The following is a 19,904-nucleotide window of genomic DNA, read 5'->3' as shown; positions in this document are numbered from 1 at the left end:
TCGCCCGCATCCACCTCGCCCACGGCATCCGCCAACGCCACACCCACGGCCCCAAAACCGCCCGGCCGTATCTGACGCGGGCCGCTGAGGTGTTCGAGCGCCTAGGCGCGGCCACCTGGGCGGAGCGGGCCAGGGCCGAGCTGCGGGTGGCGGGGATGGCCACCCGTGCCCCGTCCGTGCCGTCGGCCGAGCTGACGTGGCAGGAGCGCCGTATCGCGGATCTCGCGGCGAGCGGCCTGACCAACCGGGAGATCGGCGAGCGCATGCATCTGTCGCCGCGCACGGTCAGCTCACACCTGTACCGGGTCTTCCCCAAGCTCGGCATCACCTCCCGCGCCGCCCTGCGCGACGCGCTGGCCAAGCTGGAGGGCGAGGAGAGCGGGTGAGGGGCGGAGGGGCCGCGCCGCGGATGGCTTAAGCCGCCGTACGCCAGGGGGCGCCTCATACGCTTCACCGTCACATGACTGATGTGTCCGGTTTCGATGGGGACGAAAGTGTGTGCCGCCAGCCCCGTTCACGGGTCTGCGGGACGGTCATCGGAAACACGACGGAAGGCTTCACATGATCAACAGGCGCACCTTCAGCAAGGCCGTCGGCCTCGGTACCGGCGCGGCCGCGGTCTCGCTGTCCGGCCTGCAGACCAACGCGTCCGCCGCGACCGCCGGCCAGCAGTCCGGCACCGCTGTTCCGACGGTGCCGACCATCACCCCCGGCACGCACACCGAGTTCCCGGTGATCAAGCAGGTCAAGGCGGGGCTGCTGGACGTCGGCTACGCCGAGCTCGGTCCCGCCCACGGCCCGGTCGTGATCTGCCTGCACGGCTGGCCGTACGACATCCACAGCTTCGTCGACGTCGCGCCGCTGCTGGCCGCCCAGGGCTACCGGGTCCTCGTGCCCTATCTGCGGGGCCACGGCAGCACGCGCTTCCTGTCCCGGCACACGCCGCGGACCGCCGAGCAGTCGGCCATCGCGCTGGACATCATCGCGTTCATGGACGCCTTGAAGATCCACAAGGCGGTCCTGGCCGGCTTCGACTGGGGCTCGCGCACCGCCGACATCATCGCGGCGCTGTGGCCCGAGCGCGTCAAGGCGATGGTCTCCACCAGCGGTTACCTCATCACCAACCGCAAGGCGCAGCTCGCGCCCGCCGCGCCGGGCGTCGAGCACACCTGGTGGTACCAGTGGTACTTCGCCACCGACCGCGGCAAGAAGGCCATGGAGAACGTCGACGACCGCCTCGCGCTGTGCCGCTACGTGTGGACGCTGGTCTCCCCGAACTGGAACTTCGACGACGCCACGTACCAGCGCACGGCGCAGGCGTTCCTCAACCCCGACTACGCGGCGATCGTCCTGTTCAACTACCGCTGGCGCATCAGCCTCGTCGAGGGTGAGCGCCGCTACGACCGCTACGAGAAGCTGCTGGCGGCCCAGCCGCCCATCGGCGTCCCGACGGTCACGCTCGACGCTGCGCTGGACCCGTTCACCGCGCCGGGTGACGGTTCGGCGTACCGCAGCCACTTCACCGGTCCCTACGAGCACCGCACCATCGCGAACATCGGTCACAACCTGCCGCAGGAGGCGCCCACGGTCTTCGCGCAGGCCGTGGTCGACGCCGATCACCTCTGACGGCGCCGCTCACCGCCGACGCCGCCGATCACCTCTGACCACGAGGAGCCCCGATGAGTGAAGTCCTGTGGAACCGTCTGACCGCCGCCGAGCTGCGCGCCCTCGCGGCGCGGGACGCGGTGGTGCTGCTGCCCATCGGGGCCACCGAGCAGCACGGCCCGCATCTGCCCACCGGTGTCGACGACTTCCTGGCGGCGGAGGTGTGCCGGCGGGCGGCGGTGCTGGCGGCCGAGCAGACCGGGGTGGTGGTGACGCCGTCGGTGCCGACGGGCCTGTCGGAGCATCACATGGCCTTCGGGGGCACGCTCACCCTGAGCCTGCCCACCTTGCACGCGCTGCTGCGTGACATCTGCCGCTCCGTGATCCGGGCGGGTTTCTCACGCATCCTCATCGTCAACGGGCACGGCGGGAACATGACCGCCCTCAACGCCCTCACCACCGAGCTGACCGCGGAGCTGGCGACGCCGATCGCGTTCGCCAGCTATTTCGGCGCCGGGCGGGAGGTGGTGCGGGACACCCTGGAGACGCAGGACGGTCTGATGCACGCGTGCGAGGGTGAGACGTCCATGATGATGGCCGCCCACCCGGACCTGATCCGGTCCGAGCACCTGGTGGAGGCGCACGGGCCGCGGATCACCCTGCCGGCGGAGTCCACCGAGCCGGTGTACATGGCCGTGTCCTTCGACCGGATCACCGAGTCGGGGGTGGCGGGCGACGCCCGGGTCGCCAGTCCTGAGAAGGGCGAGCGGATGCTGTCCGGGTGCGCCTCGGCGCTGGCGGACATCATCGTGCGGGACCCCTGGGCGAAGTAGTACACGGGTGGTGCGGCGGGGAAAGGTGAGCACCGTCCCCCGCCGCACCGCGGGTCACGCCTCGGCGCGCTTGGGCAGGCGCCAGTTGGGGCGCGGGAAGTGGCAGGTGTAGCCGTCCGGGTAGCGCTGGAGGTAGTCCTGGTGCTCCGGTTCGGCCTCCCAGAACGGGCCGGCCGGCACCACCTCTGTCACCACCGGTCCCGGCCACAGCCCGGAGGCGTTCACGTCGGCAATGGTGTCCTCGGCGACGCGGCGCTGTTCGTCGTCGTAGTAGAAGATCGCCGAGCGGTAGCTGGCGCCGATGTCGTTGCCCTGGCGGTTCCTCGTGCTCGGGTCGTGGATCTGGAAGAAGTACTCCAGGATCGTGCGGTAGTCGGTGACCTCGGGGTCGAAGGTGATCTCGATCGACTCCGCGTGGTTTCCGTGGTCGCGGTAGGTGGCGTTGGGCTTGTCGTTGTCACCGCTGTAGCCGACCCGGGTGTCCTTCACCCCGGGCAGGGCCCGGATCAGCTCCTGCATGCCCCAGAAGCAGCCGCCCGCCAGTAGCGCCCTCTCCTCGGCGTCGCTCATGGCACCTCACCTTTCCGTCGCTTCTCTTCGCGCTCGTTCGCGCAGGTCTCAAGGCTCGCACGTCGGCGGGCCGGAAACCTCCACACTCGCGTCACCGTCTTGACAGGTGACGCACTGCATGACAGATTCGTCACCAGTCAAAGCGGTGACGAACCTTGCAAGGCCGAAACACCGCAGTCACCGATAAAAATTCCTGAGAGGGGTTCGTCATGATGAGCATCAAGGGTGGACGCAAGCGGCTGGCCATGGGAGCGGTGGCGACGGCCGCCGCGGGGGTCGCCCTCGGCGCCTTCGCCCTCAGCGGCACCGCCAACGGCGCGACCGAGACGGCCGAGGCCGCGAACGCCGGCAAGCACCCCAAGCCCACCGTCGTCCTGGAGCACGGCGCCTTCGCCGACGCCTCCAGCTGGAACGGCGTCATCTCGCGCCTGAAGGCCGACGGCTACCCGGTCGTCGCCGCCGCCAACCCGCTGCGCGGCCCGGCCTCCGACGCCGCCGCCCTGCGCTCGCTCCTGGACCACATCAAGGGACCGAAGATCGTCGTCGGCCACTCCTACGGCGGCAACGTCATCAGCGAGGCCGCCACCAACGACCCCGACGTCAAGGCGCTGGTCTACGTCGCCGCCTTCCTGCCCGCCCCCGGCGAGAGCGCCCTGGAGCTGACCAACAAGTACCCGGGCTCCACCCTCCCCGGCACCCTGGACCCGGTCACCTACCAGCAGACCGACGGTTCCTCGGTCACCGACCTGTACATCCAGCAGGACAAGTTCCGCCACCAGTTCGCCGCCGACGTGGCTCCGAAGCAGGCCGCCCTGATGGCCGCCGAGCAGCGGCCCATCGCGCAGTCCGCGCTGGAGGAGAAGGCCACCACCGCCGCCTGGAAGACCATCCCCAGCTGGGACATCATCACCACCGAGGACCTCAACATCCCGCCGGCCGTGCAGCGCTTCATGGCCAAGCGCGCCCACGCGCACACCACCGAGGTCGCCGCCTCCCACTCGGTCGCCGTCTCCCACCCCCGCCTGGTGGCCGACGTGATCGAGCGGGCCGCCCGCGCCACCGTTCGCTGACCCCCTCGAAGGACGGCGGGGCACCACACCCCGCCGTCCTCGGGCCACGTCACACCTGTGCCGGCTCCGCGGGTGTGCGGACCGCAGGAGAATGGACCCATGGCCTCACCCTCCGCCCCCCGCGCCCTCGGTGCGTTCCTCAAGGCCCGCAGAGCGCAGCTGGACCCGCGCGACTGCGGCCTGCCCGCCACGGACTCCGCCCGCCGGGTCGCCGGGCTGCGCCGTGAGGAGGTCGCCGCCCTCGCCGCGATCAGCGTGGACTACTACACCCGCCTCGAACAGGGCCGCGTCCGCGCCTCCGCCCCCGTCCTGGCCACCCTGGCCCGCGCCCTGCGCCTGGACGAGGACGAGGAGCGCTACCTGTACGAACTCGCCGGCCGCTCCGACGACCGGCCCCGCCGTCGCCGCCCCGTCCAGCGGGTACGGCCCCCCATGCGCCGCCTGCTCGCCCAGCTCCCCCACGCCCCCGCCCTCGTCCTCGGCAGGCGCCTGGACATCCTGGCCTGGAACGCCGCCGCCACGGCCCTCTACACCGACTTCGCCGCCGTACCGGCCGCCCGGCGCAACTACCTGCGCCTGATGTTCACCGACCCCGCGATCCGCGGCATGCACCGCGAGTGGGCCCACGACGCCCGGGACGCGGTCGCCGCGCTGCGCATGGAGGCCGCCGCCGACCCCGACGACCCGGACCTCGCCGCCCTCGTCGGCGAACTGACCATCCGGGACACCGACTTCCGTACCTGGTGGGCCGAACACCACGTCAACAGCGCCACCTACGGCACCAAGCACTACCGCCACCCCTTGGTCGGCGACCTCACCCTCGACTGCGACACCTGGGCCGCGTCCGACGGCTCCGGCCAGCGCCTGATGGTCCTGACCGCCGAATCCGGCAGCCCCTCCCACGACGCGCTGCGCATCCTCACCTCCTGGACCGCGGAGTCCGCGACACCGGACGCGGCGAGGAACAGGACCTCATAGGCAAGGCACAGGTGAACCCGCGCGCCGCCCTCTCTCGTGCTCCTAGGGAAGCTCATGCAGCTGTGATGCAGCTCGTGCGGCTCATGTTCCCGAGGAACGTGTGAGAAAGGTGGCGCATGCTCGCGTACGACGTCCACGGCAGCGGGCCCGGTCTGGTGCTCCTGCCCGGTGTCGGCGGCACCGCGGCCCTGACCTGGGAGACGCTGCTCGCCGGCCTCGCGGCCGACCACACCGTCGTCCTCATTGACCTTCCCGGGTCCGGGCGCAGCGCGCTGCCCGTAGGCCGTCTGACGCTCGACGCCGTGGCCGAGCAGGTGGTGGCGACGGCCGAGCGGGCCGGGCTGAGCGACTTCGTGATCGCCGGCCCCTCGCTCGGTGCGGCCGTCGCCATCAAGGTCGCCGCCCGGCATCCCGAACGGGTGCGCGGCCTCCTCACCCTGTCCGGCTTCGCCCGGCCCCACACCTCGTTGTGGCTCCGGCTGGAGACCTGGGCGTCGTTGCTCGCCCGCCATGACGACAAGCTGCGCTCCTTCCTGACCATGCTGGCCTTCTCCGAGGACTATCTGGCCGCCCGCACCCCGGAGACGGCCCAGTACCTGGCCACCCGGCTGCTGACGGCCGCGGCCGGCACCGCCCGGCAGATCGCCTTGACCCTCGACGTCGACGTCCGCGAGGACCTTGCCACGGTCACGGCTCCCACGCTGGTCGTGGCGGCCGCCGGGGACCGGTTCGTGTCACCGAAGCACTCGGTGGAGCTCGCGGACGGCATGCCCGGGGCGCGGCTGGCCGCCGTACGAGGCGGGCACGCGGCGACCTTCGAGGAGCCGGACCGCACGCTGGAGCTCCTCACCGACTTCTTCCGCGGCCTGCACCCCTCCCTCGCCGGCCGCACCCACCGCACCACCACCTATTCACACGTGTGACTCACACACGGCTGTCACACCAAGCAAGGAGACGCCCCCCATGGCCAAGATGTTCTACGACGCCGACGCCGACCTGTCCGTCATCCAGAACCGCAAGGTCGCGGTCATCGGCTACGGCAGCCAGGGCCACGCCCACGCGCTGTCGCTGCGCGACTCGGGCGTCGACGTCCGCGTCGGTCTGCACGAGGGTTCCAAGTCCCGGGCGAAGGCCGAGGAGGAGGGCCTGCGCGTGCTGACGGTGGCCGAGGCCACCGCCGAGGCCGACGTGGTCATGATGCTCATCCCGGACCCGCTCCAGGGCGAGGTCTACGAGCAGCACATCGCCCCGAACCTGAAGGACGGCGACGCGCTGTTCTTCAGCCACGGCTTCAACGTCCGCTTCGGCTTCGTCAAGGCCCCGGCCGGTGTCGACGTGTGCATGGTCGCCCCCAAGGGTCCGGGCCACCTCGTCCGTCGTCAGTACGAGGAGGGCCGCGGCGTGCCCTGTCTCGTCGCCGTCGAGCAGAACCCCTCCGGCGGCGCCCTCGCGCTGGCGCTGTCGTACGCCAAGGGCATCGGTGGCACCCGCGCCGGCGTCATCGAGACGACGTTCACCGAGGAGACCGAGACCGACCTGTTCGGTGAGCAGGCGGTGCTGTGCGGCGGTACGACCGCACTGGTCAAGGCCGGTTTCGAGACGCTGACCGAGGCCGGGTACCAGCCGGAGATCGCCTACTTCGAGTGCCTGCACGAGATGAAGCTGATCGTGGACCTGATGTACGAGGGCGGCCTGGAGAAGATGCGCTGGTCGATCTCCGAGACCGCCGAGTGGGGTGACTACGTCACCGGTCCCCGGATCGTCACCGACGCCACCAAGGCGGAGATGAGGAAGATCCTCGCGGAGATCCAGGACGGCTCGTTCGCCAAGAGCTGGATGGCGGAGTACCACGGCGGTCTGAAGAAGTACGACGAGTACAAGCGGCAGGACTCCGAACTGCTGCTGGAGACCACCGGCAAGCAGCTGCGCAAGCTGATGAGCTGGGTGAACGAGGAGGCGTAGAGCCTCTCGCCGCCGGGGCTCAGTCGGTCAGACGGTCCAGGACCACCGTGGCCAGGCGGAGCGCGGCGTGCAGCTCTGTCACCTCGGCGACGGTGGGCCGGACCACCCCGGACCAGTCGCCGCGCAGGCCCGGCCAGACCGCGAGCAGCACCTGAGCGCCGGCGAGGCCCAGATGGGCCGTGACGTCGGTACGGTCGCCGCCCGCGGGCGTCCAGGCCAGCAGGACCCGGCCCTGCGGGATACGGGAGGGGCCGTCCAGCGGCATCCAGGTGGCCATGAGGGCGCCGCGCACGGGGGTGACGATCGCGCCCCGGACGTCGGCGGGCATGGGCTGCCGGGTCAGCGTGGACAGTTCGACCGGGGCGTCCCCTCGGGTGCCCGGCACGAGGCTGAGGGCGGGCCGGGCCGGACGGTGGCCGCCGGGCCGCGGTCCGGACGGTGACGTCGTGGCCTGTGCGGGGCCGCCGCCCGGTCGGCTGAACCTGTCGTGTCTCGTCATGTTCTCTCCCCCTCCGCGCCCGGTGCGTGCTTCGTGGTGTGAAGCCCGTTGTGTGCTTCGTGGCGTGTAGCTTCGCCGAGCCGGAGGGGAAGCACATCCGTCATCTGACTGCGGGCGCGACTCAGAACACGTCGTCGTCCTGCCGGGGTATGCCGGCGGCCGTGCGCTCCAGCAGGCGTGCGGCCTCGGACAGCACGGGATGGCGCACGGCGTGGGGGGCGGCGTGCGAGGTCACCTCGTGCAGCCCGGCCAGCAGGCCGGCGAGGCGGCCCCCTCCGGCGTACGCCAGGGCGACGCTGCCCTCCCAGAGGGTTTCGCGCAGCCGGTCCGGGGTGAACTGACCGTCTCCGGCGCAGGCCACCAGCAGGCGCCCCGCCAGCGTCCGTTCCAGCGGTCCAGGGACCCAGGCGCCCTGGTCGAGGTCCGCGCCGAGGCCGGCGGTCAGCGAGGTGAGCCGCTCCATGGCGGACAGGTGCCGCTCCGGGGCGGCGCAGGGAGCGGCGGTGTCATGGGACATGGGTTTCGATGGCCTTCTGCTCATGAGTGACATGTGTCCGCCGGGCTCCGGCGGACATGTCGGTGTAAGTTCCCATCAGAATACGTGTCTCGGTGAGGTCACATGAAATGTGTGTATCCCGCGGAGAAGACCGGAGCATCGATGAGATCGGACGCACTGTCCAACCGTTTGCGCATCCTCGAGGCGGCGGCTGAGGTGCTCGCCGGCCCCGGCGACACCTCGCTGAAGTCCATCGCGCGCCGGGCGGGCGTGGGCCAGGGCACCCTCTACCGCCACTTCCCCAGCCGGGAGTGCCTGGTGCTCCAGGTGTACGGGGAAGAGGTCGAGGAGCTGGTGACCGCCGTACCCGGCCTGCTGACCACTCTGTCCCCGCAGCACGGGCTGTGCGCCTGGCTGCGGCGCCTGCTGTACGTCGGCCGGTGCGCGCCGGAGTTCGCCGAGGCGATGCGCGGAGCCGGCGGGGTGCTGACGGAGCCGTGCCGGGAGGCGTACCGGCCGTTGCTGGACGCCCTGTCGGCGCTGGTGGACGCCAATGCGGCGGCCGGGACCATCGCCGCCGGGACGACGGCCGAGGACGTGCTCACGCTGCTCGGTCCCCTGTGGCGCATCAGTGCGGACGGCGGCGATCAGGACCGGGACCGGGAGACGCGGCTCTTCGAGGTCCTGATGCGGGGACTGTGCCCGGGGGCCGGGCCGGCGGATCAGTAGAAGTCCTCGGCGGGGTAGAGGGTCAGCAGCCTGACCATCTCCACATACAGCCAGGTCAGGCTCAGGGTGAGCCCGAACGCGGCCGGCCAGCGCTGGTCGCGGGGGGCGCCGTGGGTGACAGCGCCCTCGACCTTGCGCAGGTGCAGGGGCAGGAAGGACACCGCGAGGGCTACGCCGACCAGGCCCATCAGGATGCCGAGGCCCGGGGAGCGCACACCCAGGCCCTCGGCGCCCATGAGCGGGAACAGGGCCGTGTCCGCGAGGGCCAGGAAGCACAGGGCGCACACCACGGCGGCGACGAAGCCGTACCGCCGCCGGTGCACGCGCATCCAGCGCAGCCGGTAGGCGAGGAGGACTCCGGCGGAGGTCGCCATCGTCCCCAGGACGGTCTGGACGAGCAGGCCCGGGGCGAGGCGGCTGAAGGCCGTGGCCGAGAGAACCCCGAGACATATGCCCTGCAACGCGGCGAACGTCAGGGCCAGGGTCGGCGACGGCCGCTTGCGGCGGCACTGCACGACCACCAGTACCGCGGCCGACAGTCCGGCGCCGCCGGCGATGGCGTAGGCGGCGGCCATGCCCACGGGCAGGTGGGGCAGCAAGATCCAGGACAGGGTGACGGCGAGGGCCGTCACCCCGAGTCCGGCCAGCCAGCGGGGCAGAACGTCGGCCATCGTCATCAGGTCGCCGACCGTGAGGGGCAGCGGGCCGGTGTCGTTCTCATGGGCCTGGTCGAGGTCCTGGCCCGTGGCGCTCCGGCCTTGTACGACGGCGATGCCCGCGCGCGGGTCTCTGGCCACCGTCTTCTGGCCGCCCCGCCGCTCGAACTGCGGCCAGGCCAGGATCGGGTTGCTGCTCTTCAGGGAACGCTGCTGCTCGACCGGTGTCACGCCAGGTCCTCTCTCCGTGTCGGACACGCCGGAGGCGTCGGCTGCCGTCAGCCTGCATTGCCGGACAAACGGTGCACATCAGTCAGTTGACGGTGGAGTCGGGCGTATAACTCCGCACGGCGCGAACCGTCACGGCACCGGGAACCCGAGCTCCCGGGCGGCCGTCCCGGGGGTGGGCTGGGACCAGAGCTCGGCGACCGCCTCGTTCGTGGACAGCGAGCGCGGCTGGGCCACGTCCAGGTAGAGCGTGCCGTTGAGGTGGTCGGTCTCGTGCTGGACGATGCGGGCGGGCCAGCCGGTGAACACCTCGTCGACCGCCTGCCCGTGCTCGTCCTGGCCGCGCAGCCGCACCCGGGCGTGCCGGGCCACCACGGCCTGCCAGCCCGGCACGCTCAGACAGCCCTCGAAGAACGCGGCGAGGGTGTCGCCCTCCGGTTCGTAGGAGGGGTTCAGCAGCACCCGGAAGGGCAGGGGCGTACGGCCGCGTGCCTCAAGTGCCTCGCGGGGGCCGCGTGCCCGGTCCTCCACCACGGCGATGCTCAGCGGGACGCCGACCTGGGGTGCGGCCAGGCCCACGCCCGGAGCGTCGAGCATCGTCGTGCGCAGCGCGGCCACGAAACGCTGCAACAGAGCGTCGTCGAGCTGGCCGTCGTACGGTTCGGCGACGCCGCGCAGGACGGGGCGGCCCGCGGTGACGATGGGCAACGGGCCGCCGGGGGCGAGGAGTTCCTCGACGCACTCGGACAGCTGGTGGGAGTTTGTGCGGGTGCTCATGAGTCAGCTCGCCAGGGTGTAGAAGCGCATCGGGGAGTTCGGTTCGAAGCCGATCCTCGGGTACACGGGGGCGCCTGCGACGGTGGCGTGCAGGGTGGCCCGGGTCAGGCCGGTGGCGCGGGCGCCCTCGTACAGGGCCTTGCGGGTCACCGCCTCGCCGTAGCCGCGGCGCTGCTGGCCCGGCTCGGTGGCGACGAGGATCACGAACAGCCTGCCCTGCGCCTCGACGGTCGCGGCGCACGCGACCGGGGTGCCGTTGCGCAGGGCCAGGTAGGCGTACACGTCCCGCTTCCACAGCGCGGAGCCGGCGAGTCCGTCGCGGCCGTCCGCCAGATCGAAGCCGTAGGCGCGGGAGTTGATGTCGGCGTAGGCCGTGAGCTGTTCGCCGGTGGTGACCCGCTGGAAGGTGAGGTCGGGGTGGTGGGGCTCCGGGATGGGCAGCAGGTCGCCGGCCATGCCGGTGCCGGGAAAGGCGTGCACGAGGCCCGCGCGTTGTGCCGCCGCGTCGAGGGCGGCGCCGGCGTCGTCGGCGAGCAGGTCCTCGAACAGCCACAGGAAGCCGGGCCGTTGCTTCGACCGCATGATGTCCGCGGCCTGGGCCAGGCGCTTCTCCAGGAGCTCCGGGTCGACTCCCACCTCGTTGAGGGTGATCGCGTTCCAGAAGGCGAAGCGGCAGTCGGCCCAGCGGACGGCGATGCCCGGCAGGTCGCGTACGTCGGCCTGCTCGTCGCGGTCGAGCACCATGGCGCGCCAGACCGTGGACAGCTGTGCCACCGATTCCACCGCGGCCGCGAGATCCGTCACTGCAACTCCCTCACCTTGTCGGGTATGTGAATGTCCCCCGTCGCTCCAACGATCGGCGCAGGACGGCAGTCCCGGGCTCTCTTTTCCTTTCTCGCCCCCACAGCGAGGCCGGGGAGAGCCCGGTGGGTGGCCGCCCGGATGCGCACCAGTCGGCACGGCCGCCCTGCTCCCGCCCCGGCCGTGACGGGAGCCTGCCGCTCTTCACACGGATACGGGGACACCACGGGTTCACCGACGACGCCGTTTGTTCACCGGGCGAGGCACACTGGAGTAACACGTATCTGAAACACCTGCCGTGAATCTCACACGTGTGAACCAATGGGTGAGACGGGCGCGTGTTGATGCTGCCGCGGAGCCTCCCGCACACCCCTGCGACGCCGGCCCCGCTGACTCACGATGAGGAGAATCCCATGACCCTGACAGGCGAGGGCAACACCCGGCAGTCTGTGGCCGTGGTCGGTGCCGGAGCGGTCGGCGGCGTGTTCGCGTCGGCCCTGCACCGAGCCGGACACGACGTCTCGCTCTGTGTCCGGACCCCGTTCGACGAACTGGTGATAGAGACCTCCGGCGGTACGGAACACGTGCCGGTGACCGTGGTCACCGACCCGGCGGACGTGCGGCCGGTGGACTGGGTCCTGCTGGCGGTGAAGGCCTTCGACACCGCCGGCACGGCCCGCTGGCTGGCCGCCCTGTGCGACGAGCACACCACCGTCGTCGTCCTGCGCAACGGCGTGGAGCAGACCGATGACGTGCAGGCCTTGGTCCCGAAGACGACTGTCCTGCCGGCCCTGGTGTACATCCAGGCCGAGCGGCTGGCGCCGGGCCACATCCGGCACGGCTACGGAAACAGCCTCGACGTCCCCGCGGGCCCCGCGGCGGACCGGCTGACCCGGCTCTTCCAGGGCAGCGGCACGGACATCCGCCCGCAGCAGGACCTGCTCACGGCCGCGTGGCGCAAGCTGATGCTCAACGCCGCGGTGAACCCCTTGACCGCGCTCACCCTGCGCCGGATGGAGGTGATGGGCGACCGCATGATCCGTGACCTCGCCGAGGGCCTGATGCGCGAGACCCAGGTGGTGGCCGAGGCCGTCGGGGCCCGGCTCACCGGCGCGGACGTGCTCCAGACGCTGGCGTTCATGGAGGAGTTCAGCGACGGCAACGGCACGTCGATGCTGTACGACCGGCTCTCCGGCAACTCCCTGGAGTGGGAGGCGCTCAACGGGGCGGTGGTCCGGTACGCCGACCTCTACGGGATCGACGTACCGCTGAACCGGGCCATGACGGCGCTGCTCCACGCGCTCGCCCCGCTGCACGCTGCGCCGACGGCGGAGGAACCCGCAGGCACCCAGCTCGCGGCCGCCTGAGTCACCGCATCGGTGTGAACCACGCCCGGGGGCACCACCGTTCAGCCCATGAGGGAGGGCGCGGCGCGATCTTCCGCGCCGCGCCCTCCCGGGTCTCGGCACCACCGGCCCGGTGACCACGGCCGAACTCGCCGCCTCGTTCCAGGCCGACCCGAAGGTGAGCTACGACAGCTCACACCTCGGCCCCGTGCGCCACGGCAGGACGCCGCGGCGCACGGGGCCGAGGTTCGATCAGGCGGGTGTGATGTTGTAGTTGAAGCGGAACACGTTGGCCGGGTCGTACGTCGTCTTCAGAACGGCCAGCCGCTCGTAGCGCTGCGTCCCGTACACCTCCCGCACCCCCGCGCTGTCGGTCGCCTCGTCCGGCGAGAGGAAGTTCACCAGGCTGCGCTCGGCCGCCCAGGGCGCCAGGCCGTCGAAGACCCGCGTCAGCTCGGCCCGCAACTCGTCCGCCTGGTGCGGTGCTCCCACCGCGAACCCGAAGACGACGTACGGAAGGCCCCGGCTGGGCACCGAGTTGGGGAACTCCGGCTCCCGGTCGAAGGCGCCGCCGAGCGCCCGTATCTCGACGCTCACCAGGGAACACCCCGAATCCGGGCCGGTCAGCTCCACGAGCGTCTGCGCCGTCTTCCCGGAGAACTCCTCCAGGCTGAGACTGCGGTCGTAGTACGGCATCGGGTCGACGGGGTCCAAGTGGATCTCCCCGATGCCGGCGAACGGCTTCTCCCCCACCAGGTCGAGCAGGGCCGGCGCCGCGTCCCGCAGCGGATCGATGAGCCGCTCGCCGTCGGCCGCCGTACCGAGGTAGCCGATCCGCAGGTGGACCACGAAGGCGCCGCGCAGCGGGTCCGGCAGGCCGGGGAGATCGGGCAGCCGCTGGATGGCGAGGGAGGAGGTCATGTCCTCCCCCACCGTGGGCAGCCAAACACGCCAGGCGTCGAGGACCTGCTCCAGGTGCTCGCCCGCGAAGTAGATGCCGCCGCCGTAGAAGCGGGAGACCGGGAACGCGTCGAACTCGATCTCGGTGACGACGCCGAAGTTGCCCTTGCCGCCCAGGAGCGCCCAGTACAGGTCGGGGTCGCTCTGCGGGGTGACCCGGCGCAGCTCGCCGTCCGCGGTGACGACGTTCAGTCGGCGCACGTGGTCGGAGGCGTAGCCGTACTTGCGGCCCAGCAGCGGGCTCTGGCCGCCGCCGAGCGTGTAGCCGACGACGCCGACCTCGGGGGCCGAACCGGCGACCGGGGCCAGGCCGGCCTCCGCGGCGCGGGGCAGCACCTCGCTCCAGCGCACGCCGGCCTCGACGCGTACGGTGCCGTTCTGCGCGTCGACGGACATGCGCTTCATCCGCCCCGTCGTGATCAGCAGCGCGCCCTCGGCCGCGGAGACCACCTGGTGGGCGGCGGACTTCACCGCGACCGGCAGGCCGTGGCGGGCGGCGAAGCGGACCGCCGCGACGACGTCCTGCTCACTGCTCGCGCCGACCACGACGGCCGGCCGCAGGGGGCAGACCAGGTTGAACGTGGCGCACTCGGCCTCGTAGCCGTCCTGGCCCGGCTCCAGCACCGGACCCGTGACAGCGTCCCGCAGCGCCGCCACCCGCTGCGGGCTCAGCCGCAGGGCCGCCGCATCAGACATATCCGCACTCATCTTGATCGCAACCTCACTCACACACGCGGAGCATCCCGTGGCGCGCCCGCGCGAAGCGGCGCGGGAACAGGCGACGGGCGTCGAAACCTGACGTGACTGACACGAGGCGGACGGCCTTCACCGTTCACACGAATGTGTCCGAAAGTGTGTGTCGGCCGCCGGGGCGGGCCGGTCCTGCCGCGGGCACCGGCCCGATCGCCCCGCTACGGTGCGGCACCCCGGTGCGACCGGCGGCTCACTGCTCGTTCATGAGGTACTCGGCGTACCACTGGGCCCACTTCTCGTCGTCCTCGCCCGTGCGCTCCAGGTACTCGGTGTGGGCCGCCGCCGCGCGCTGAAGGGCCTGCGCAAGGGCGTCGGTGGAGGTGAAGGCCGCCGTCGGGGCGTCGACACGGCCGGGCAGCCGGGTGGTGACCTCCTGCACCAGCCAGGTGTTGCCGTCCGGGTCCTTGAACGGGAAGTGCGAGCGGTAGCTCTCCCGTTCGGGGTGCAGCCCGGGATGCGGAGCCGGCCCGCCGGTGTGGTAGTAGTCGCCGACCTCGACGCCGAGGGCGGTCAGCCGGTCCCGGGTGGCGACGATGTCGTGGACGCACAGGTACATGTTCTGCGCCGAGCCGGGCACAGCGGTGGTCAGGCCGGTGCCGAACTGGACCGAGCACGCGGAACCGGGCGGGGTGAACTGCACCTTGGTGGGCGGTGTCCGGTCCAGCCGCCAGCCGATTCGCGCGTAGAACTCCTTCGCCCGTTCGACATCGGACACCGGGATGGTCACCACTTCGAGCCGCTCCACTGCCATGACGGTCTGCCTCTCCCTCGGCTGCACATGAGAACGCTGGGACATCACCGGTAGGGTATCTACATAAAGGGTGCAAATCCCATCAAACGTATTTTTACCGCTTGAGAGATCGGGGTGGTGTGTGTGCAATCGATACACACCTACCCCCTGGCTGGAGATACATTGCATCCGGCAGGGTGTCCGGATTCTTTCCATCGGTAGGCGGGGCATGAACGCGCAGCAGGAGTACAGAGGGCGGCGGCTGGGGCTGACGAGCCTCACGGTCGCGGCGAGCGGCCTGCTCGCCCTGCTGCTCGGCGTGGCGTTCGCGGTCCTGCTGTGGGCGATCTCCGACGCCAACAGCTCCACCTCCGCCCGCCGGGCCTCCCGTACCGCACTCGTCGAGGCCGGAACCATGGAGCGGCTGCTCCTGGACCTCGAGACCGGCCAGCGGGGCTTTGTGATCACCAAGCACGAAACGTTTCTCCAGCCGTGGCGGCAGGCCCGTTCCGAGCTGCCCGCGGAGGCGCGGCGGTTCACCGGGAGCGCCACGTCCCCGGAGCAGCGGCGTGCCGCGGAGCAGATCACCCGGGGCGTCGAGTCCTTCCTGACGGACTACTCGATCCCGCTGGTCGAGATGGTCCGGCGGGACGACCCCGCCGCGTCCTCCCTGAAGACGACCACCGAGGGCAAGGAACGCATCGACGCCCTGCGGGACCAGTTCGGCCGGTACATGGCGGACGAACGCGCCCAGCTCGCCGAGCGCACCGACGCCGCCGGCACCAACAGCCACCAGGCGGTGCTCGCGGCGGCCCTCGGGCTCGCGGCGTCGATGGCGCTCGTGGCCGTCTTCACGATCCTCCAGCACCGCGCGGTGGTCCGGCCGGTGCGCGGGGCCGCCGCCGCGGCGCAGGAACTGGCGGGCGGTGACCTGAGCATGCGGATCCCGCCCAGCAAGGTGGCGGAGATCGGCGCGCTGGGCAGCTCCTTCAACAGCATGGCCGCCTCGCTCCAGGACAGCCGCCGCCGGATCATGGAGAGCACCGAGGCCGTGCACCGGCGCACCGCCCGCGACCTGCACGACGGGGCGCAGCAGCGCCTGGTGAGCCTGATGATCGGGCTGCGGCTCGCGCGGGAGATGCTGCCCGAGAGCGAGGCGGCGACGGCGGACCTGCTGGACCAGTCGATCGACAACGCGCAGACCGCCATCAACGAGCTGCGCGAACTGGCGTCGGGCATCTACCCGCTGGTGCTGACGGTGAAGGGGCTGGTGGCGGCGGTCAACGACCTCGCGTCCCGCTGCCCGGTGCCCACCGTCGTCGAGACCAAGGACGAGCGGCGGATCTCCTCCACCGTCGAGTCCAACGCGTACTTCCTCGTGGCCGAGGCGGTGACGAACGCCGTCAAGCACGCCGAGGCGTCCCGGATCGACGTGTCCATCGAGTTCGGGGACGCCCTGCGCATCAAGGTCGCCGACGACGGCATCGGCGGCGTGGGCAAGGAGACGGCCGGCAGCGGCGTGACCGGCCTGACGGACCGGGTGGCGGCCTTCGACGGCAAGCTGTCCATCGACTCCCCGCCGGGCGGCGGCACCACCATCCTGATCCAGATCCCGCTGCGGGACTGAGGCCGGTCCGGCCCGGCTCGGGCCAGGGGCCGCGCCAATACCTCGTGCTCAGGCGCCCGTAGCGTCCTCAGGCGGTCCCAGGGGGACGGTCGCGGTGAGAGTGGTGCCGGTGCCGGGGGTGTGGTGTGCGGTCAGGGTGCCGTCCAGGCTCGCGGCCCGTTCGGTCAGGGCGCTCAGGGCCGCCAGGTCGGGCGGAGTCACGGGCGGTGCTCCGTCGTCGGTGACGGTGAGCAGCAGGTGGGGGTCCAGGTCGGCGGTCACCTGGACATGGTCGGCCCCGCCGTGGTCCAGGGCCCGCTCGACGGCTTCCGCGACCAGGAGATACGCGTGTGTCTCGACCAGCCGCGGCAGCCGTCCGGACAGGGTGCCGGAGACGGTCAGCCGTCCTGGGTGGCGCCGGGCGAGGGCGGCGAGCGCCGCGGGCAGTCCGCCGGCCCGCAGGGCGCCGGGGCACAGGGCGTCGGTGACCTCCCGCACGCCGGCCAGCGCCTCCTCGGTGTCGCGTACCGCGTCGTGCAGCAGATCGGCCCCCGGGGACGGGGCCGCGCCCAGCTCCTGTCGCGCCATGTTGAGCCCGAGCAGAGCCCTGACCAGGCGTTCCTGGACCCCGTACTGGAGGGTCCCGGCGTACTGGCGCTCCCGTTCCGCCTGCCGGTGCGCGAGGAGCCGGAGCGGTGCCTCGGGGGTGTGCCGGCACAGGTCGCGGGGGGCGGGCTCGGCGAATGTCTGGAAGAGGTACAGCGCTGCGTCGCCGCCCGCTCCGGGCAGCAGCACCCGCGTCCAGCGGACCGGCAGCAGCGAGCCGTCGGCACGGGCGAGCGCGCCCTCGCCCCGCGGTGCGGTGGCAGGAGCGGCGGGGCCGGCAGGGCCGGCGGGTCCTGGTCCGGGTGCTCCGGGGCCGGCGGGCGCGGCGACCGGACGGCCGTCGCGGCCCAGCAGGTCGGAAGGGTGTGCGCGGCCCGTCGCCTCGGCCGCCGCGGGGTTCGCATACCGCACGATGTGCGCGGCGTCCACGGCCCAGACGGGCTGTCGTACGACGTCGAAGACGCTGCCCCAGGCTTCGAGGACGCTTTCCCAGGTTTCAGCGATCGCCGTCATCGCGCATGTCCTTCCCCCCGGCCGGGCGACTTGTCCGCCGCAGTCCGCCGCTGAGAAGAACTCTGGCAGGCGGTTCTCGGCCAGGCATACGTCATTTGACTAGGCTCCTAGGGCCGCCTCCGATGCGCCTCGCCCGGGACGTCGGCCGGTCCCCGGCGGGTCGACGACGTGACGTCGGAGTCGGCGAGGCGTTCGAGGATGGTCACGAGGACGCCCAGAGCGGTCCGTTCCACGCCGGTGAGGGTGCCGTCGATGGCCTCGGTGAGCCATGCCTCGCGTGCCTGGAGCCACTGCTCCACCTCGTCCTGGCCACGCCGGGTGGCCGAGAAGAGGACGCGGCGGCCGTCGCCGGGGTCGGGCGCCCTGCTGACGAGTCCCTGCTTCTCCAGTACGGCGAGGGTCTGCGCCATCGACTGGGGCTTCATGTACTCGGCCGCGGCGAGGTCGCTCGTGGTCATGGGCGGCCCGGCCGCCACCCGGTGCAGAGCGGCCAGTTGACTGCGGCTCCAGGGGCCCGCGTGCATGCCGCTCTCCGACCGGATGCGGCCGCGCAGGCGGTCCATCGCGCGCACGAGGCCGAGTGCGAGGTCTGCCGTAAGGGCTTCTTCCGAGGCTTCTTCGGGGTCCACGTCAGAACCATACAGGCTGCCTGAAGATCCATGGCTCCCTCACATCTACATATACAGGCAACCTGTTCAGGTTGCCTGTATTATTGAAGTCATGGAGATATGTGAAACAGTGCCGCGGGGCCACACCCGCGAGGTCGCGGGCCCTGGCTGGCGGTTCACCCTCCCGTTGATGCTCGGCTCGTCCCTGAACCCGATCAACAGCTCGATCATCGCCACGACACTCATCGCCATCGGGCACACCTTCCACGCCGGGGCGGCGTCCACCATCTGGCTGGTGTCGACCCTGTACCTGGCCAGCGCCATCGGGCAGCCCACCATGGGACGGCTGGCCGAACGCCTCGGTCCGCGCCGCGTCTTCGTGACCGGACTCGTCCTGGTCGGGATCGGCGGCGCACTGGGCACCGTGGCACCCAACCTGCCGACCCTGGTGGCCGCCCGCGTCATCCTCGGCGTGGGCACCTCGGCCGGCTACCCGACGGCGATGGTGATCGTCCGCAGGTGGGCGGCCCAGCACGAGGCAGCGCCGCCGGGCGGCACCCTGGGCGCCCTGGCGATCGCCGCCCAGGTCACCTCGGCCCTCGGGCTGCCGCTGGGCGGGCTGCTGGCCGCCGCCGCCGGATGGCGGATCACCTTCTTCATCAACGTCCCCCTGGTGCTGCTCGGGGTGCTGATGACCCTCGCCTGGGTGCCGCGCGACCCGCCGCGCGCCGAGCGGACCGCGGCCGGCGCGGCCCCGTCCCCGCTGGATGTCCCCGGCATGGTGCTGTTCGCGGGCACCATCGCCTCCCTGCTGTTCTTCCTCAACGACCTGCACCACCCGCGCTGGGCGCTGGGCGCGCTCACCGTCGTGCTGCTCGCCGCCCTCGTCCTGTGGGAGCGCAGGACCGGCGACCCGTTCGTCGACGTGCGCATGCTCGCCGGGAACAAGGCGCTGAGCGCCACCTATCTGCGGGTGTGCCTGACCTTCCTGCTCAACTACTGCATCCTGTACGGCCTCACACAGTGGTTGCAGGAGACGCGGGGGCTGTCAGCGATCGGCGTGGGTCTGCTGATCCTGCCGATGTCGGTGTTCGCCGCCCTGGTCTCCCTCCCCTTCGCCCGGCGTAACCTGGTGCGTCCCGCCCTGTACTGCACCGCCGCCGCCGCGGTCGTCGGTCCGGTCGGGCTGCTGCTGTTCACCTCGACCACACCGGTCTGGGCCCTGGTACTGATCACCATGGTGTTCGGGGTCGTCTCCGGCCTGGGGGTGATCGGGAACCAGGCCGCGGTGTACCAGCAGGCGCCCGCCGAGGCCGTGGGCGTCGCGGCCGGGCTCATGCGCACCTTCACCTACCTGGGCGCCGTGCTGTCGTCGAGCCTGATCAGCCTGTCCTTCGGCGACCGGGCCACGGACGGCGGCCTGCACACCATCACCGTCGCGCTGCTCGGGCTGGGGGTCGTGCTGTGCGCGATCACCCCGTCGGGAGCCCGCCGTCTGAAGGCGAAGCCGTAGGGCCGCGGTCGGGCCGCGGGTCGTGGGGTGTCAGGGTGCTGTGGGGGTGAACAGGCTCTTCAGGT

21 protein-coding genes are annotated in these 19,904 nt (G+C 71.6%); 11 read left to right on the top strand and 10 right to left on the bottom strand.

Going from position 1 to position 19,904, the window contains the following annotated elements; translation table 11 throughout:
* The 3 genes from DI272_RS15140 to DI272_RS15130 form a co-directional block, all read left to right on the top strand.
* The coding region (locus DI272_RS15140; RefSeq protein ID WP_146238436.1) for a helix-turn-helix transcriptional regulator at window positions 1–386 on the top strand (386 nt) is incomplete at its 5' end.
* Window positions 387–561: 175 nt separating this feature from the next.
* Entirely contained in the window at window positions 562–1,626 is a 1,065-nt protein-coding gene (locus tag DI272_RS15135) for an alpha/beta fold hydrolase (protein ID WP_109495878.1), read from the top strand.
* Between the two features lie 53 nt (window positions 1,627–1,679).
* The gene (locus DI272_RS15130) at window positions 1,680–2,438 is read left to right on the top strand and encodes a creatininase family protein (RefSeq protein ID WP_109495877.1); all 759 of its coding nucleotides are present in this window, start codon (window positions 1,680–1,682) and stop codon (window positions 2,436–2,438) included.
* 54 nt (window positions 2,439–2,492) lie between these two features.
* Here the strand turns inward: DI272_RS15130 and msrA are convergent, their stop codons facing one another.
* Window positions 2,493–3,008: a peptide-methionine (S)-S-oxide reductase MsrA gene (gene msrA, locus DI272_RS15125; protein ID WP_109495876.1), complete on the bottom strand. Its 516-nt coding sequence runs from the start codon at window positions 3,006–3,008 to the stop codon at window positions 2,493–2,495.
* A gap of 209 nt (window positions 3,009–3,217) precedes the next feature.
* On the opposite strand from msrA, the gene DI272_RS15120 reads away from it, so the two are divergent.
* The 4 genes from DI272_RS15120 (at window position 3,218) to ilvC (ending at window position 7,018) form a co-directional block, all read left to right on the top strand.
* Window positions 3,218–4,078, top strand: a complete 861-nt coding sequence (locus DI272_RS15120; protein WP_109495875.1) for an alpha/beta fold hydrolase — start codon at window positions 3,218–3,220, stop codon at window positions 4,076–4,078.
* Window positions 4,079–4,177: 99 nt separating this feature from the next.
* On the top strand, window positions 4,178–5,056 hold the full coding sequence (locus DI272_RS15115) for a helix-turn-helix domain-containing protein (protein WP_109495874.1): 879 nt from the start codon (window positions 4,178–4,180) through the stop codon (window positions 5,054–5,056).
* A 116-nt stretch (window positions 5,057–5,172) separates the two neighbouring features.
* Window positions 5,173–5,979: an alpha/beta fold hydrolase gene (locus tag DI272_RS15110; RefSeq protein ID WP_109495873.1), complete on the top strand. Its 807-nt coding sequence runs from the start codon at window positions 5,173–5,175 to the stop codon at window positions 5,977–5,979.
* Between the two features lie 40 nt (window positions 5,980–6,019).
* Complete coding sequence (ilvC, locus tag DI272_RS15105; RefSeq protein ID WP_109495872.1) at window positions 6,020–7,018, top strand: ketol-acid reductoisomerase; 999 nt, start codon at window positions 6,020–6,022, stop codon at window positions 7,016–7,018.
* 19 nt (window positions 7,019–7,037) lie between these two features.
* On the opposite strand, the gene DI272_RS45290 is transcribed toward ilvC, so the two are convergent.
* Together DI272_RS45290 and DI272_RS15095 are read right to left on the bottom strand one after the other, a co-directional pair.
* Window positions 7,038–7,517, bottom strand: coding sequence for a hypothetical protein (locus DI272_RS45290; protein WP_258314568.1), 480 nt, complete (start codon window positions 7,515–7,517; stop codon window positions 7,038–7,040).
* Between the two features lie 121 nt (window positions 7,518–7,638).
* Window positions 7,639–8,034, bottom strand: a complete 396-nt coding sequence (locus DI272_RS15095; RefSeq protein ID WP_109495871.1) for a hypothetical protein — start codon at window positions 8,032–8,034, stop codon at window positions 7,639–7,641.
* A gap of 141 nt (window positions 8,035–8,175) precedes the next feature.
* Between DI272_RS15095 and DI272_RS15090 the strand changes: the two genes are divergently transcribed.
* Window positions 8,176–8,742 (top strand): TetR/AcrR family transcriptional regulator, encoded by a 567-nt coding sequence (locus tag DI272_RS15090; RefSeq protein WP_109495870.1) that lies wholly within the window; start codon window positions 8,176–8,178, stop codon window positions 8,740–8,742.
* Here DI272_RS15090 and DI272_RS15085 read toward each other — a convergent pair.
* The 3 genes from DI272_RS15085 to DI272_RS15075 all read right to left on the bottom strand — a co-directional run bounded on the left by DI272_RS15085 (window position 8,736) and on the right by DI272_RS15075 (window position 11,207).
* Window positions 8,736–9,629, bottom strand: a complete 894-nt coding sequence (locus DI272_RS15085; RefSeq protein WP_109495869.1) for a Bax inhibitor-1/YccA family protein — start codon at window positions 9,627–9,629, stop codon at window positions 8,736–8,738. The two genes, DI272_RS15090 and DI272_RS15085, sit on opposite strands and share 7 nt — an antisense overlap.
* Before the next feature lie 129 nt (window positions 9,630–9,758).
* Window positions 9,759–10,403, bottom strand: coding sequence for a peptide deformylase (locus DI272_RS15080; protein ID WP_109495868.1), 645 nt, complete (start codon window positions 10,401–10,403; stop codon window positions 9,759–9,761).
* A 3-nt stretch (window positions 10,404–10,406) separates the two neighbouring features.
* A complete protein-coding gene (locus DI272_RS15075) occupies window positions 10,407–11,207 on the bottom strand; it encodes a GNAT family N-acetyltransferase (protein WP_109495867.1) in 801 nt (266 codons plus the stop codon).
* A gap of 410 nt (window positions 11,208–11,617) precedes the next feature.
* Here DI272_RS15075 and DI272_RS15070 point away from each other — a divergent pair, with 410 nt between their 5' ends.
* Entirely contained in the window at window positions 11,618–12,571 is a 954-nt protein-coding gene (locus tag DI272_RS15070; RefSeq protein WP_181387189.1) for a 2-dehydropantoate 2-reductase, read from the top strand.
* A gap of 231 nt (window positions 12,572–12,802) precedes the next feature.
* On the opposite strand, the gene DI272_RS15065 is transcribed toward DI272_RS15070, so the two are convergent.
* Both DI272_RS15065 and DI272_RS15060 read right to left on the bottom strand, forming a co-directional pair.
* Window positions 12,803–14,206: an FAD-binding oxidoreductase gene (locus tag DI272_RS15065; RefSeq protein WP_109495865.1), complete on the bottom strand. Its 1,404-nt coding sequence runs from the start codon at window positions 14,204–14,206 to the stop codon at window positions 12,803–12,805.
* A 247-nt stretch (window positions 14,207–14,453) separates the two neighbouring features.
* The gene (locus DI272_RS15060; protein WP_109495864.1) at window positions 14,454–15,059 is read right to left on the bottom strand and encodes a VOC family protein; all 606 of its coding nucleotides are present in this window, start codon (window positions 15,057–15,059) and stop codon (window positions 14,454–14,456) included.
* 163 nt (window positions 15,060–15,222) lie between these two features.
* Between DI272_RS15060 and DI272_RS15055 the strand changes: the two genes are divergently transcribed.
* On the top strand, window positions 15,223–16,620 hold the full coding sequence (locus DI272_RS15055; protein WP_109495863.1) for a CHASE3 domain-containing protein: 1,398 nt from the start codon (window positions 15,223–15,225) through the stop codon (window positions 16,618–16,620).
* Between the two features lie 48 nt (window positions 16,621–16,668).
* On the opposite strand, the gene DI272_RS15050 is transcribed toward DI272_RS15055, so the two are convergent.
* Together DI272_RS15050 and DI272_RS15045 are read right to left on the bottom strand one after the other, a co-directional pair.
* Window positions 16,669–17,718, bottom strand: a complete 1,050-nt coding sequence (locus tag DI272_RS15050; protein ID WP_109495862.1) for a PAS domain-containing protein — start codon at window positions 17,716–17,718, stop codon at window positions 16,669–16,671.
* Between the two features lie 107 nt (window positions 17,719–17,825).
* Window positions 17,826–18,347 carry a MarR family winged helix-turn-helix transcriptional regulator gene (locus DI272_RS15045; RefSeq protein WP_258314567.1) on the bottom strand — a complete coding sequence of 174 codons (522 nt, stop codon included), beginning with the start codon at window positions 18,345–18,347 and terminating at the stop codon, window positions 17,826–17,828.
* Window positions 18,348–18,438: 91 nt separating this feature from the next.
* On the opposite strand from DI272_RS15045, the gene DI272_RS15040 reads away from it, so the two are divergent.
* Window positions 18,439–19,839 carry an MFS transporter gene (locus DI272_RS15040; protein ID WP_258314566.1) on the top strand — a complete coding sequence of 467 codons (1,401 nt, stop codon included), beginning with the start codon at window positions 18,439–18,441 and terminating at the stop codon, window positions 19,837–19,839.
* Window positions 19,840–19,904: the final 65 nt, after the last annotated feature.

Origin of the sequence: Streptomyces sp. Act143 (assembly GCF_003143935.1) — a bacterium.
Lineage (GTDB): Bacteria > Actinomycetota > Actinomycetes > Streptomycetales > Streptomycetaceae > Streptomyces.
This window is presented reverse-complemented; position numbering and strand designations above follow the sequence as displayed.

Excerpts from the sequence above, each read along its gene's own strand:
- DI272_RS45290 (WP_258314568.1), bottom strand. The coding sequence starts at position 7,517 with ATGACGAGACACGACAGGTTCAGCCGACCGGGCGGCGGCCCCGCACAG.
- DI272_RS15055 (WP_109495863.1), top strand. The coding sequence starts at position 15,223 with ATGAACGCGCAGCAGGAGTACAGAGGGCGGCGGCTGGGGCTGACGAGC.
- DI272_RS15050 (WP_109495862.1), bottom strand. The coding sequence starts at position 17,718 with ATGACGGCGATCGCTGAAACCTGGGAAAGCGTCCTCGAAGCCTGGGGC.
- ilvC (WP_109495872.1), top strand. The coding sequence starts at position 6,020 with ATGGCCAAGATGTTCTACGACGCCGACGCCGACCTGTCCGTCATCCAG.
- DI272_RS15070 (WP_181387189.1), top strand. The coding sequence starts at position 11,618 with ATGACCCTGACAGGCGAGGGCAACACCCGGCAGTCTGTGGCCGTGGTC.
- DI272_RS15110 (WP_109495873.1), top strand. The coding sequence starts at position 5,173 with ATGCTCGCGTACGACGTCCACGGCAGCGGGCCCGGTCTGGTGCTCCTG.
- DI272_RS15090 (WP_109495870.1), top strand. The coding sequence starts at position 8,176 with ATGAGATCGGACGCACTGTCCAACCGTTTGCGCATCCTCGAGGCGGCG.
- DI272_RS15135 (WP_109495878.1), top strand. The coding sequence starts at position 562 with ATGATCAACAGGCGCACCTTCAGCAAGGCCGTCGGCCTCGGTACCGGC.
- DI272_RS15130 (WP_109495877.1), top strand. The coding sequence starts at position 1,680 with ATGAGTGAAGTCCTGTGGAACCGTCTGACCGCCGCCGAGCTGCGCGCC.
- DI272_RS15040 (WP_258314566.1), top strand. The coding sequence starts at position 18,439 with ATGGAGATATGTGAAACAGTGCCGCGGGGCCACACCCGCGAGGTCGCG.
- DI272_RS15060 (WP_109495864.1), bottom strand. The coding sequence starts at position 15,059 with ATGTCCCAGCGTTCTCATGTGCAGCCGAGGGAGAGGCAGACCGTCATG.
- DI272_RS15095 (WP_109495871.1), bottom strand. The coding sequence starts at position 8,034 with ATGTCCCATGACACCGCCGCTCCCTGCGCCGCCCCGGAGCGGCACCTG.
- DI272_RS15065 (WP_109495865.1), bottom strand. The coding sequence starts at position 14,206 with ATGTCTGATGCGGCGGCCCTGCGGCTGAGCCCGCAGCGGGTGGCGGCG.
- DI272_RS15115 (WP_109495874.1), top strand. The coding sequence starts at position 4,178 with ATGGCCTCACCCTCCGCCCCCCGCGCCCTCGGTGCGTTCCTCAAGGCC.
- DI272_RS15080 (WP_109495868.1), bottom strand. The coding sequence starts at position 10,403 with ATGAGCACCCGCACAAACTCCCACCAGCTGTCCGAGTGCGTCGAGGAA.
- msrA (WP_109495876.1), bottom strand. The coding sequence starts at position 3,008 with ATGAGCGACGCCGAGGAGAGGGCGCTACTGGCGGGCGGCTGCTTCTGG.
- DI272_RS15120 (WP_109495875.1), top strand. The coding sequence starts at position 3,218 with ATGATGAGCATCAAGGGTGGACGCAAGCGGCTGGCCATGGGAGCGGTG.